Below are 12,659 nucleotides of genomic sequence, written 5' to 3'. Positions count from 1 at the left end.
CGGTGGCCGTCCCGGGCCTGGCATTAAACCATTATCTGCTTACATTCTGGACGGCTTATCCACGGTAGGAGTATCATCTGCCGCGTGTTCCAAGCCCGAAGTGGCACCCGGTCGGGTCCGGCGCCAGGGTATTCGAAACTGTCCGGTCGCCCCTGCGTAGTCCGTCCCGACGCCATGATGCACAGCCTGAGGCCCGAGCAATGGACGACACGCTGCAACGACTCCTCGACGCCGAGATGCGGGCGGAACGCCTCGCGAAGGAGGCCGAGGAGGAACACCAGCGCACCATTTCGGCAGCGGCCGAAGAGGCCCATGATCTGGACGAGCGCTTCACCGCGCGGGTTCCCGAGATCCAGAAGACCTGGATCGCGCGTTCCGAGGAGCGGGCAGCGAAGACCATCGCGGAGGTCGAACGCCGCTACGACGAACGCCACCAGACGCTTCGCGACCTCGCCGAAGAGCGCGAGTCCGAGGCGCTGGAGGCCGCCTTCAAGGTCCTGATTGACGTCAGGCTCTAGCCGACTCAAAGCCTTCCGTTTACAAGGGCGGGACGAAGAGGTCTATTTCGATGAGCAGCGTGGCAAGCAACGCCTACCTGAATACGCGGGTGGCGGCGAAGGCGACCCAGCTGTTCGGGCGGGACGACCTCAAGCGCTTCGTGCAGATGAGTCTCGCGGAAATCGCCGACGAATTCGCTCTTGGCAGTCTGCTGGAGGAGCCGGGCAACGTTCGTGCGAAGAGCCGGGCGGTGGAACAGGCGCTGATCCAGTTGCTGCTCGAGGAGTTGCAGGTCCTGATCCGCCCGATGGACACGGAAGAACGCGGGCTGGTGCTGGCCTGGGGCCGCCGGTTCGCGCTGTTCAACCTCAAGACCCTGCTGCGCGGCAAGATCAATGACCTCGACCCGCAGGAGATCCGCGAGAACCTGTACGATCTACCGCCCCGGTTGCGGCTCCCCGATGAGGACCTCTTCCGCACGGAAAGTGCGGTGGAACTGCTGCGCTATCTGGAAAGCGGCCCGCTGAGCCTCCTCGCCCGCCAGGCCCGTGAGATCTACGAGCGGCGGCAGGAGGCCTTCGCGCTGGAGGCGGCCATCGATCAGCGCTACTACACCGAGCTCGCGCGCCGCGTGGGCCGGCTGGGCGGGCACGCGGATCAGCGCGAGATGCGGGTGCTGGTCGGGAGTCTGGTTGACCGGGCGAATATCCTCTGGCTGTTGCGTTTCCGCTTCGGTTACAAGCTGTCGCCATCAGAGACCTTCTACCAGCTGGTCCCCTCCCCGCACCTGATGTACCGCCAGCGGCTGCTGGACCTGGTTGCGCTGGATGATCAGATCAAGGTGATCGCGGCCCTGCCGGGCCCGCTGCGCGATCTCCTGGCGGATGCGGGAAACCTGATGGAGGCGCAGCGGCGCCTCGCCTTCTATTGCGCCGATATCGCGGCCGATGCCCTGCGCCATGGCCAGACCGGCGTCTCCAGGGCCCTGGCCTATCTGATGCTGCGCGAGGAAAATCTGCGTGCGGTGTTCGGCCTCGTTCAGGGACGGCTGCTCCGGCTGCCGGACACCTATGTCGACCTTGCGCTGGGGCTGAGCCCTGCGATCTGCGTGCACCGATGGCAGGAGGCGGCCTGATGCCCGGTCGCTCCATGTCCCCTTTTTCCCGCTCGACCGCGAGGACCGAAGAGGAACCCTCCTGATGCTGACCCCCCAGCCGATGAAGCATGTCCGGCTCCTGGTGCTGCAAGAGGACCTGCCCCAGGCGTCGCTGGTGCTGGCCGAGACGGAACGCTTCCATCCCGACCCAAGGCAACCCGAGGAGCAGCGCCTGACGCCGCTCGCGGACAGCCGGTACCAGCGCGAGTACCAGCAGGGGCGGTCCCGGTTCGAGAAGATCGGGCAGGTCGTGCCGCTGCCGGAACCGGATCTGAGCGAGATCCGGGCAGTGGGGCTCGACGAGCTGACCGAGACCAATACCTGGCTCGGCCAGGCGTGGAGCTTCTGCCTGGAGCATCAGGAAGGATTCCGGGAGCTGGATGAGGCCGAGCGCCTGCTCGACGAACAGGAGGCCGCGCTGGCCAACTTCGCAGAGTTGAACGTGGATCTGAGTGCACTGCGCGCCGAGAAGCGTTTCCTCGATCTGCGCGTCGGAGTGGTGCCGCGGGAGAACGTCGCCCGCCTCGAGGGGGCCCTTCGCCTGGCGGGCTACATGCTGCTGAAGTACAGGGAGCAGGATGAGAATGCGCACGTGGTGATCCTTGGGCCGGCCGGTCTGAATCCATCCGAACTGACATCGCTGCTGGCCTCGGCCGGGTTCACCGCGGTACCGCTCCCGCACGGGCTGGATGAATCCCCCGGCGCGATCCAGGCCGAGCAGCGGGCCGAACGCCAGCGCATCGCCCGCGAGCGTGCCGAACTGGCCGAGGAGGTCGACGAGTGCGCGACCTTGATGCACGACAAGCTGGCCCACGCGGCCACCGTGCTTGCCCTCGCCGAACCCTTTGTCACGATGGATCCGGCGATCCGCAGCGCCGGGCATCTCGCCTGTATCGCCGGATGGGTACCGTCCCGGGATCTGCCCCGGGTGGAGCACCGGCTGCAGGCCGAGATGTCGCACCCCTTCAGCCTGGAAAGCCGCCGGCCGCGCGAGGACGAGCGACCGCTGGTGCCAACGGTACCGGTGAAGAGCCGCCTCCTGGAGCCGTTTGCGATGCTGGTGAAGCAGTACGGCATTCCCCGCTACGGCGAGATCGACCCCACGCTGCTGTTCACGATCACCTTCCTGCTGATGTTCGGGACCATGTTCGGCGACGTCGGACACGGCGGCGTGCTGGCCTTGCTGGCCTGGATCTTCCGCAGGAAGCTCGGGCGCTTCTACGTCTTCGGGCTGCTGGCGGGGGTGTCCTCGATCTTCTTCGGTTTCGTGTTCGGCAGCGTATTCGGGTACAAGGACCTGCTTCCGGCGCTGTGGATGTCGCCTCTGTACAACCCGATCCTGATGCTGCAACTGGCGCTTGGCTGGGGCGTCCTCTTCCTCACCCTCGCCTGCGTGCTCACCATCTACAACCGATTCGCGATCCGTGCCCCGATGGCGGCCGTGTTCGGCCCGCACGGGGTCGTGAACCTGATCTTCTACCTGGGGCTGATCTGGGGCGGCGTATCGCTGGCCCTCACGGGTCAATTCGGGCTGGTGCAGGCGATCCTGGTCATTGGCGCGCTGGCAGCACTCGCCGGCTACAACTGGCTGCACATGCAGGCACCGATCGCGGAAAAGGTCCTGGTCGTGCTGATCGAGACGCTGGAGACGGTGATCGGTTACCTCTCCAACACCCTGTCCTTCCTGCGCGTCGCCGCCTTCAGTATCAACCATGTGGCGCTGATGATCGCGGTGCTGACCCTGGCCGGCATGATGGGCACGGTCGGGCACGTGCTGATGGTGATCTTCGGCAATATCTTCGTGATCGTACTCGAGGGCGTGATCGTCACCATCCAGGTCATGCGCCTGCAGTATTTTGAAGGTTTTTCGCGCTACTTCTCGGCCGATGGCCGGGAGTTCGCGCCGGTCCGGCTGCGCCGGGGTGCGCGCGCCGCCTGAGGATCGAATCCGTTCCCTGTCCACACAACCCTGGAGTTCACCATGCACTGGCTCGTTGGTCTCATGTCCTTCGCCATCGTCGGCCTCATCGCCGCAGGCTTCTACCTGGAACTGCGCCCGGCGCTGGCGCCGCGCCTTCGCAGCATCTTCAAGCCGGCGCTCGCCGTGCAGATGACCGTGTTCGTCGGCGCGATGTTCGGGCTGCTGGCGCTGGGCGTCAGTGACGCGATGGCCCAGCCCGCCGTGGCCGAGCAGGTCGCCACCGAGGTCAGCATCGGTCTCGGCCTGGCGATCATCGGCGTGGGCATCCCGACCGCGCTCTCGACCATTGGTGCCGGAATCGCGGTGGGGCCGATCGGTTCCGCGGCGCTGGCGGCGATCACCGAGAAGCCCGAGATGCTGGGCCGAAGCCTGATCTACATCGGTCTGGCGGAAGGCATCGCGATCTACGGCCTGGTCGTCAGTATCCTGCTGCTGAACCGTATCTGAGGACGCCGCGCCGTGACTACGGAGGCAGCGCACGGTCGTCAGACACGGCTGCTGTTCATGGGTGACAGCAGCCTGGCTGACGGCTTCCGGCTGATCGGGTTCGAGACCGTGCCCAACCCGGAACCGGCCCAGGTCAACCGGATCCTGCGCGACCTGGATCGCAGTCGGGATAGCGCCTTCGTGATTATCGATGATGCGATGATGGATTGGGATGTACCGATGCTCGCGCAGCTTCGCCGCGAGGGCGGTCGCATCATCGTGATTTCGCTGCCACCCCTCGAAACCATGCCGCCCCGGCTCAGCAGCGACGTCGCGGCGCGCCTGCAGCGATTGTTCGGGGCGGGCAGTCTATCCACCGGGGAAGAAACGTGAATCAGGTATTGGAGCTGGAAGAGGCGATCCTGGCGCGGGCCCAGCAGCTGGCCGACCAGTATGCGGAACAGGCACAGCGCACCCGCGATTCGGTGCTGCGCGAGGCCTCGGAGCGTCTGCGCCAGCGGGAGCAGCGCGAGGAGGCCGCGGCCCGCGCGCTGGGCGATCGTCATTACCGTCAGCGGGTGCAGGCGGCCGAGCTGAAACTGCAGAGCAACCTGGACGGGGTGCGCTGGAACCTGTTGCGCGACGTCGAGGACCGCCTGCAGGACCGGATGCGGACCTTCATGCGTGACGAACACGCCTACACGGAATACCTGGTCGGGCTGCTGCGCGAGGCGGCCTCGCAGATGGATGCCCCGAGGCTGACCGTGCGCACCAACGCCGATGACCGCGAGCGGCTGGAGAAGGTCTGGGATCGGATCCGCGCGGAATTGCCGGATCATGAACTGCGGCTCGACGAAGAGCCGATCCCGACGCTGGGGGGCGTGCTGCTGCTGAGCGAGAACCGGCGCGAACGGGTCAACAACACCTTCGAGGGCCGGAAGGCCCGTCTGCGCCTGGAACTCCAGCGCGTGATCCTGGAACGGCTGCTGCCGACCTCCGCGGAGTCGGGCAACCTCTTTACCGGATGAGATGATGAGCAAGACTGAACGCACAGGCGTGGTCCGCGATATCAACGGACCGATTGTCACCGTCGAACTGCCCGGCATCCGCCACGGCGAGCAGGTCAAGATCGGCGACCTCGGTCTGTTCGGCGAGGTCATCTCGCTGAATGGTGATCGCGCGGTGGTCCAGACCTACGAGTCGACAGACGGCGTCCGTCCGGGAGAGCCCGCGCAGGGTCTCGGCTGGCCCCTTTCGGTCGAACTCGGCCCCGGCCTGATGGGCGGGATCTTCGACGGCGTGCAACGCCCGCTGGAGAAGATCGCGCTGCAGTCCGGCGACTACATCCGCCGCGGCATCGATGTCGCGGCCCTGGATCGCTCCAGGCAATGGGCCTTCGAGCCGAACCGGGACCTGGAGTCGGGTCAGCCGGTGGGGCCGGGCACTCGCCTGGGCTCGGTGCAGGAGACCGAGACGGTGCTGCATCAGATCCTGGTGCCGCCGGGCATCCACGGAGAGCTGGAGGAGATCGCCCCGGCCGGCGAGTACGACATCGAGTCGACGATCGCGCGCGTACGAGCGGCCAACGGACACAGCGAGCGGCTGCGCATGTACCACCGCTGGCCGGTGCGCACGCCCCGGCCCTACCTGCGCCGCGATGACGGTATCGCGCCGCTGATCACGGGCCAGCGCGTGATCGACACCTTCTTCCCGCAGCTCAAGGGTGGCAAGGGTGCGGTGCCCGGGCCCTTCGGCGCCGGCAAGACCGTGGTCCAGCAGCAGATCGCCCGCTGGTCCAACGCGGACATCGTGATCTATGTCGGCTGCGGGGAGCGCGGCAACGAACTGGTCGATGTGCTCGAGACCTTCCCGGAACTGGACGATCCCTACACCGGCCGCAAGCTGATGGAACGCACGCTGCTGGTGGCGAACACGTCCAACATGCCGGTGGTCGCGCGCGAGGCGTCGGTGTACGTCGGCATCACCATGGCCGAGTACTACCGTGACATGGGCTACGACGTGGTGATGCTGGCCGACTCGACCAGCCGCTGGGCGGAGGCCCTGCGCGAGGTGTCGGGCCGCCTGGGGCAGATGCCGGTGGAGGAAGGCTACCCGGCCTATCTCGCCTCACGGCTGGCGGCGGTCTACGAGCGCGCCGGGCGCGTGCAGACTCACGGCGACCGCTCCGGTTCGGTCACGCTGATCGGCGCGGTGTCGCCGCCGGGCGGCGACTTCTCGGAGCCGGTGACCAGCCATACCAAGGACATCATCGAGACCTTCTGGGCGCTGTCGAAGGAGTTGGCGGATGCCCGCCACTATCCGTCCATCGACTGGGTCACCAGTTTCTCCGGACACGTACATACCGCCGCCCAGTGGTGGCACGAGCAGGTGGATCCCAGCTGGGAGGAGCGGCGCCGCGAGGCACTGGCCCTGCTGGCCCGCGACGCGGAACTCTCGCGCATCGTCAACCTGGTGGGGCCGGAAGCGCTGTCCTCGTCCCAGCGCTGGGATCTGGAGGCGGCCGCGCTGATCAAGGAGGGCGTGCTGCAGCAGAGCGCACTGGACGAGATCGATACCTTCTGCTCGCCGGAAAAGCAGTTTGCTCTGCTGGACCTGGCGCTGACGATCTACGATCTGGGCACCGAACTGGTGAGCCGTGGCGTGCCGGTGCAGGAACTGCAGCGGCTGCCGCTGCTGTCGCGGGCACGTCGGGTCAAGAGCCTGTACAAGAGCGAACAGCTGGACGAAATCGAGGCGTTCCGCGCGGAGACCGAGCAGGCGCTCGAGAACCTTCGCCTTGAATACGCGAAGCAGGAGGAGCAGGCCTGATGAGCATCAAGGAATACCGCACTGCGGCTGAGGCACGTGGCGGCCTGCTGGTGATGAAGAACACTCCCGGGGTGGCCTTCGGAGACCGCGTGAGCATCGAGGACCACACCGGCGGCATCCGCAACGGTCAGGTGATCCGGGCCTCGGAGGACAGCGTGCTGATACTGGTCTTCGAGGGCGTCGAGGACCTCGATCTTGAGAACACCTGGGTGCGCTTCCTGGATGCGCCGGTGGAGATCGCACTCTCGCCGGAACTGCTGGGCCGCGAGTTCAACGGGCTGGGCGAACCGCGCGATGGCCGTCCGCCGATCCTTTCCAGTCTTCGCCGCGCGGTCGGTGGCTCCGCGATCAACCCGGCCGCCCGCACCTACCCGCGCGAGTTCATCCAGACCGGCGTTTCGACGATCGACGGCCTGAACTCGCTGGTGCGCGGCCAGAAGCTCCCCATCTTCACGGGCTCGGGCCTTCCGCACAACCGGCTCGCGGCCCAGATCGTGCGTCAGGCGCGCCTGAAGAACGAGGACGCAGCCTTCTCGATCGTCTTCGCGGCGATGGGGGTGTCCTATGCCGATGCGAAGTTCTTCCGCGACGAGTTCGCCTCCTCCGGCGTACTGCGCAACGTGGTGATGTTCGTGAACCTCGCGGACGACCCGCCGGTGGAGCGGCTGACCCTGCCGCGTACCGCCCTGACCGCAGCCGAGTACCTTGCCTACGACCTCGACCGCCACGTGCTGGTGGTGATGACGGACATGACCTACTACGCCGAGGCACTGCGCGAGGTGGCCACCGCGAAGGGCGACGTGCCGGCGCGCAAGGGCTATCCCGGCTACCTGTATTCGGACCTCGCGGAGATCTACGAGCGCTGCGGGCGGATTCACAACCGCCATGGCTCGATCACGATGATGCCCGTCGTGTCCATGCCCTCCGACGACATCACCCACCCGATTCCGGACCTGACCGGCTACATCACCGAGGGCCAGATCGTGCTGTCGCGCGAACTGGACAACCAGGGCATCTATCCGCCCGTGCACATCTCGCCGAGCCTGTCCCGGCTGATGAAGGACGGGATCGGCAAGGACGACACCCGCGAGGACCATCCGCGGGTCGCGGCCCAGCTCTACGCGCTGTACGCGCGTGCGCTCGAGACCCGCAACCTCGCATCCATCATCGGCGCCGATGAACTCTCGACGCACGACCGGCGCTACCTGACCTTCGCCGATGCCTTCGACCGGCGCTTCGTCGGGCAGGCGGAGACAGAGGACCGCAGTATCGAGGCGACGCTCGATCTCGCGTGGGAACTGATGTCGATCTTCCCGAAGGACGCGCTGACCCGCGTCAGCGAGGCGGATATCGGCAAGTACTACCAGGAGGAGGACGAGGCGCAGGCGGCCGCGGCCGCGGGCGGCCCGAGCAGCGGTACGACCACCGCCGTGCAGTCCTACGGCACGCGGCGTCAGAAGAAGCGGAAGTCCGGTTCGGGCGCGCAGCCCAGCACTGCATGAGCCCCGGTTGATGAGCCAGCAACTGATCAAGGTACCGCCGACCAAGAACACCCTGCTCCGCCTGAAGCGGCAGGTCACCTTCCTGGAGGCCGGGCACGACCTGCTCGAGCGCAAGCGCGACCTGCTGACCCGGCTGGTGTATGAGCGCATTGGCCAGTACCGGCGCCTGCGCGAGGAGGTGGAGAATGCGCTGGCCGAGGCCTACCGCTGTCTCAGCGTCGCCCACATGCGCATGGGGGGACGCGGGATTCACCAGGCCGCGCTTGGCGTGGAGCAGGCGCTGACGATCAGCATCCTGCCTCGGCGCAGCCTCGGCATCGAGTATCCGTCGGTGCGCGCCGAGCGCGTGCAGCTGAAGCCGCTCGGCCTGCTCGGCACCGACATCAGCTTCGACACCAGCCGCGAAAGGCTCGCCGACGTCACCGTGCTGCTCGCGCAACTGGGCGAGGTCGAAATCGCGCTGCACCGCCTGATGGAGGAACAGCGCAAGGCGCAGAAGCTGGTGAACGCGCTGAAGTACAACATCATCCCGCGCTACGAGCGCACCATCCGCTTCATCCAGTCCTCGCTGGAGGAAGAAGAGCGCAATGGCCTGTTTCAGGTGAAGCTCCTGCGCGAGCGCGCCGAGGCCGGCTGACTTCTTGAGATCTCGTAGGGTGGGCAAAGCGCAGCGTGCCCACCATCCTGGCCCCGTACGTTCTGGTGGGCACGCTGCGCTTTGCCCACCCTACAGTGCCGATCCGCCGCTCTCGGCAGCCTGACCGTCTCCTGGCCCCCGGGCCGTGGGAGCGGCTTCCAGCCGCGATACCCTGCCTTGACGCCGCATCGCGGCTGGAAGCCGCTCCCACACCCAATTGCGCACGTCTGGGGAAGGGGACCCAGGCAGAGGAATTCAACGCGTTACGCCATTCCTGCTAGAATCCGCGCCCGGACGACGACGGATCCTGCAGCACCATGAGCAATCTCTACGACGTGATCGTGATCGGCGGCGGGCATGCCGGCACCGAGGCCGCGCTGGCGGCCGCGCGCACCGGCGCGCAGACGCTGCTGCTCACCCACAACATCGACACCATCGGCCAGATGAGCTGCAATCCCGCGATCGGTGGCATCGGCAAGGGCCACCTGGTGCGCGAGATCGACGCGCTGGGCGGCGCGATGGCCGAGGCCGCGGACCGCGCGGGCATCCACTTCCGGGTGCTCAACCGGCGCAAGGGGCCGGCGGTGCGCGCCACGCGGGCGCAGGCCGACCGGTACCTTTACCGCCGCGCGGTGCGCCGCATCGTCGAGACCCAGCCCAACCTGCACATCTTCCAGCAGCCGGTAGCGGACATCCGCATGCAGGGCGATCGCGTGACCGGCGTGGTCACCGAGACCGGACTGGAATTCGCGGCGCGGGCGGTCGTGTTGACCGTGGGCACCTTCCTGAACGGCCGCATCCACATCGGCCCGGAGCAGCAGCCCGGGGGCCGCGCCGGCGATCCCCCGAGCCTCCGGCTGGCCCGGCGCCTGCGCGAGATGGCCTTCGCGGTCGGCCGCCTGAAGACCGGCACCCCGCCGCGGGTGGACGGGCGCAGCGTGGACTTCTCGCGCCTGGAGCCCCAGCCCGGGGACGAGCCGCGTCCGGTCTTCTCCTTCCTTGGCCGCCGCGATCAGCACCCGGCGCAGCGGCTGTGTCACATCGCCCGCACCAATGTGCAGACCCATGAGCTGATCCGCGCGAACCTGCATCACGCACCGATGTACAGCGGCCAGATCGAGGGCACCGGCCCGCGCTACTGCCCGTCGATCGAGGACAAGGTGGTGCGCTTCGCCGAGAAGAACAGCCACCAGGTCTTCATCGAGCCCGAGGGCCTCGACACCGAGGAGCTGTACCCGAACGGCATCTCCACCAGCCTGCCCTACGCGGTGCAGCTGGAGCTGGTCCGCAGCATCGATGGCTTCGGATCCGCACACATCACGCGCCCGGGTTATGCGATCGAGTACGACTACTTCGATCCGCGCGGCCTGCTGTCGTCGCTGGCCACCCGGGAGGTGGGAAACCTCTTCTTCGCCGGCCAGATCAACGGGACGACCGGCTACGAGGAGGCGGCGGCGCAGGGACTGATTGCGGGGCTGAACGCCGCGCGCTGGACCCGCGACGAGGCGCCCTGGACACCGGGTCGGGCCGATGGCTACATCGGTGTGCTGATCGACGACCTGGTGACCCGCGGCACCAACGAGCCCTACCGCATGTTCACCTCCCGCGCCGAGTACCGGCTGCTGCTGCGCGAGGACAACGCCGACCTGCGCCTGACCCCGCGCGGGCGGGAACTCGGCCTGGTGAATGACGACCGCTGGCGGGCATTCAGCGCGCGCGCCGAGGCGATCGAGGCCGAGCAGGCGCGGCTGTCCGGCCTGCGCCTCGATCGCGCGCGCCGGGAGGACGCGCAGCTCGCCGAGTATCTGGGCGGGCGGCCGGAGCCGGACGTGACGCTGATCGAGCTGCTGCGCCGTCCGCAGGTGGACTATCCGGGGCTGATGGCGCGGCTGCCGGAACTGGCCGTGGACCTGCCCGGGTCAGTGGCCGAACAGGTGGAGATCCAGGCGAAGTATGCCGGCTACATCGACCGGCAGATGGATGAGATCAACCGCCAGAACCGGCACGAGGGGACGGCGCTGCCGCAAGACATCGACTACGCGCGGGTGCATGGACTGTCCTCGGAGATCCGCCAGAAGCTCAGCGAATTCCGCCCCCACACCCTCGGCCAGGCGCAGCGCATCCCGGGCGTGACCCCGGCGGCCCTGTCCGCGCTGGCGATCCACCTGAAGCAGCGGGCCAGCGCCTGACGGCCGTGTCCCACGCCCCCGGCGCAGACGCCCTGCACACGGCCTGCGCCGCGCGCGGACTGGACCCGGCGCTGATCCCGGACGTGGTCCGTTACCTGCAGCTGCTCGAGCGCTGGAACCGGGTGCACAACCTGACCGCGGTGAAGGGCGCCGGGGCGATGCTGGACCGCCACGTGCTGGACAGCCTGAGCGTGCTGCCGTGGCTGCAGGGCCGGCGCGTGCTCGATGTCGGCAGCGGCGCCGGTCTGCCGGGCCTGGTCCTCGCGCTGGCCGACCGTTGCCGCGAATACCTCCTGCTGGATGCGGCCGCCAAGCGGGTCCGCTTCCTGCGCGCGGCGATCGCGGAGCTCGATCTCGGGCACGTGCACGCGGCACACGGGCGCGTCCAGGACCTGCACCCGGACCCGGGTTTTGCTACCGTGGTGTCGCGGGCCTTCGCGGCGCCGCCGGAGTTCGTGCGGCTGGCCGGTCACTGCGTCGCGCCGGGGGGGCGGATGCTGGCGATGCTGGGGCAGGCGGCCGCCGCCGAGGCATCGCTGCCGGCGGGCTGGAGCTATCGCCGTGTGGAGCCGGTCCGCGTCCCGGGATCATCCGCCAGCCGGCACATTGCCGTTATCGAGAGAGAATCCGCGTGACACAGATCCTGGCCATCACCAACCAGAAGGGTGGGGTCGGCAAGACCACCACCTGCGTGAACCTGGCGGCCTCGCTGGTACGGCTGGGCCGGCGCGTGCTGGTGATCGATCTCGACCCCCAGGGCAACGCCACGACCGGCTGCGGTTACGACAAGCACAGCCGCGAACCGAACGCCTGCGAACTGCTGCTCGGCGAGGCGCAGCTCCCCGGGTGCACCTACCGGGTGGAATCGGGCTTCGATCTGGTGCCCGCCAATGGCGATCTGACCCTCGCCGAGGTGCGGCTGATGGGTCTGCCGCGCCGCGAGTACCGGCTGCGCGAGGTCCTCGGCGGCGCGCTCTCCGACTACCAGCACGTGCTGATCGACTGCCCGCCCTCGCTCAACCTCCTGACCGTGAACGCACTGGTAGCGGCCGACGGGGTCGTGATCCCGATGCAGTGCGAGTACTACGCGCTGGAGGGCCTGACCGCGCTGATGGGCACGATCGAGAGCATCCAGCGCGGACCGAATCCCCGCCTGCGGATCGCCGGGCTGCTGCGCACCATGTTCGATCCGCGCAACCGGCTGTCGGGCGAGGTGTCGGACCAGCTCCTCGGCCACTTCGGCGAACGCGTGTTCCGGACCATCGTGCCGCGCAACGTGCGCCTCGCCGAGGCGCCAAGCTTCGGCCAGCCGGCCTTGCTGTATGATGCGAACTCGCGGGGTGCCCTCGCCTATCTGGCGCTGGCGGGCGAGATGCTGCGCCGGCCCGGGGCCGCCGCGGCGCCCGATACGGGCACCTGAACCGGCGCGGTGGCGCCACCG

At 67.9% G+C, this 12,659-nt stretch carries 12 protein-coding genes; all 12 read left to right on the top strand.

Going from position 1 to position 12,659, the window contains the following annotated elements:
- Positions 1-200 precede the first annotated feature (200 nt).
- Positions 201-518, top strand: a complete 318-nt coding sequence (locus tag ACESMN_RS07950; RefSeq protein WP_373053060.1) for an ATPase — start codon at positions 201-203, stop codon at positions 516-518.
- 50 nt (positions 519-568) lie between these two features.
- The gene (locus tag ACESMN_RS07945; protein ID WP_373053059.1) at positions 569-1,633 is read left to right on the top strand and encodes a V-type ATPase subunit; all 1,065 of its coding nucleotides are present in this window, start codon (positions 569-571) and stop codon (positions 1,631-1,633) included.
- Positions 1,634-1,697: 64 nt separating this feature from the next.
- Entirely contained in the window at positions 1,698-3,593 is a 1,896-nt protein-coding gene (locus ACESMN_RS07940) for a V-type ATP synthase subunit I (protein WP_373053058.1), read from the top strand.
- A 42-nt stretch (positions 3,594-3,635) separates the two neighbouring features.
- Positions 3,636-4,082 carry an ATP synthase subunit C gene (locus tag ACESMN_RS07935; protein ID WP_373053057.1) on the top strand — a complete coding sequence of 149 codons (447 nt, stop codon included), beginning with the start codon at positions 3,636-3,638 and terminating at the stop codon, positions 4,080-4,082.
- A gap of 12 nt (positions 4,083-4,094) precedes the next feature.
- Positions 4,095-4,454, top strand: coding sequence for a V-type ATP synthase subunit F (locus tag ACESMN_RS07930; protein WP_373053056.1), 360 nt, complete (start codon positions 4,095-4,097; stop codon positions 4,452-4,454).
- A complete protein-coding gene (locus ACESMN_RS07925) occupies positions 4,451-5,089 on the top strand; it encodes a V-type ATP synthase subunit E (protein WP_373053055.1) in 639 nt (212 codons plus the stop codon). The genes ACESMN_RS07930 and ACESMN_RS07925 overlap by 4 nt, the downstream gene beginning before the upstream one ends.
- Positions 5,090-5,093: 4 nt before the next feature.
- Positions 5,094-6,890 (top strand): V-type ATP synthase subunit A, encoded by a 1,797-nt coding sequence (locus ACESMN_RS07920; protein ID WP_373053054.1) that lies wholly within the window; start codon positions 5,094-5,096, stop codon positions 6,888-6,890.
- The gene (locus ACESMN_RS07915) at positions 6,890-8,392 is read left to right on the top strand and encodes a V-type ATP synthase subunit B (RefSeq protein WP_373053053.1); all 1,503 of its coding nucleotides are present in this window, start codon (positions 6,890-6,892) and stop codon (positions 8,390-8,392) included. The genes ACESMN_RS07920 and ACESMN_RS07915 overlap by 1 nt, the downstream gene beginning before the upstream one ends.
- A gap of 10 nt (positions 8,393-8,402) precedes the next feature.
- Positions 8,403-9,029, top strand: coding sequence for a V-type ATP synthase subunit D (locus ACESMN_RS07910; RefSeq protein ID WP_373053052.1), 627 nt, complete (start codon positions 8,403-8,405; stop codon positions 9,027-9,029).
- Positions 9,030-9,346: 317 nt separating this feature from the next.
- Positions 9,347-11,218 (top strand): tRNA uridine-5-carboxymethylaminomethyl(34) synthesis enzyme MnmG, encoded by a 1,872-nt coding sequence (gene mnmG, locus ACESMN_RS07905; protein WP_373053051.1) that lies wholly within the window; start codon positions 9,347-9,349, stop codon positions 11,216-11,218.
- A gap of 5 nt (positions 11,219-11,223) precedes the next feature.
- Entirely contained in the window at positions 11,224-11,853 is a 630-nt protein-coding gene (gene rsmG, locus ACESMN_RS07900; protein ID WP_373053050.1) for a 16S rRNA (guanine(527)-N(7))-methyltransferase RsmG, read from the top strand.
- Complete coding sequence (locus ACESMN_RS07895) at positions 11,850-12,638, top strand: ParA family protein (RefSeq protein WP_373053049.1); 789 nt, start codon at positions 11,850-11,852, stop codon at positions 12,636-12,638. The genes rsmG and ACESMN_RS07895 overlap by 4 nt, the downstream gene beginning before the upstream one ends.
- Positions 12,639-12,659: the final 21 nt, after the last annotated feature.

Source organism: Thioalkalivibrio sp., from assembly GCF_041690275.1.
GTDB lineage: Bacteria > Pseudomonadota > Gammaproteobacteria > Ectothiorhodospirales > Ectothiorhodospiraceae > Thioalkalivibrio.
This window is presented reverse-complemented; position numbering and strand designations above follow the sequence as displayed.

Bases quoted from the DNA above. Each gene is read 5' to 3' on its own strand.
- ACESMN_RS07945 (WP_373053059.1), top strand. From the start codon at position 569: ATGAGCAGCGTGGCAAGCAACGCCTACCTGAATACGCGGGTGGCGGCG.
- ACESMN_RS07940 (WP_373053058.1), top strand. From the start codon at position 1,698: ATGCTGACCCCCCAGCCGATGAAGCATGTCCGGCTCCTGGTGCTGCAA.
- ACESMN_RS07920 (WP_373053054.1), top strand. From the start codon at position 5,094: ATGAGCAAGACTGAACGCACAGGCGTGGTCCGCGATATCAACGGACCG.
- ACESMN_RS07950 (WP_373053060.1), top strand. From the start codon at position 201: ATGGACGACACGCTGCAACGACTCCTCGACGCCGAGATGCGGGCGGAA.
- ACESMN_RS07915 (WP_373053053.1), top strand. From the start codon at position 6,890: ATGAGCATCAAGGAATACCGCACTGCGGCTGAGGCACGTGGCGGCCTG.
- mnmG (WP_373053051.1), top strand. From the start codon at position 9,347: ATGAGCAATCTCTACGACGTGATCGTGATCGGCGGCGGGCATGCCGGC.
- ACESMN_RS07910 (WP_373053052.1), top strand. From the start codon at position 8,403: ATGAGCCAGCAACTGATCAAGGTACCGCCGACCAAGAACACCCTGCTC.
- ACESMN_RS07935 (WP_373053057.1), top strand. From the start codon at position 3,636: ATGCACTGGCTCGTTGGTCTCATGTCCTTCGCCATCGTCGGCCTCATC.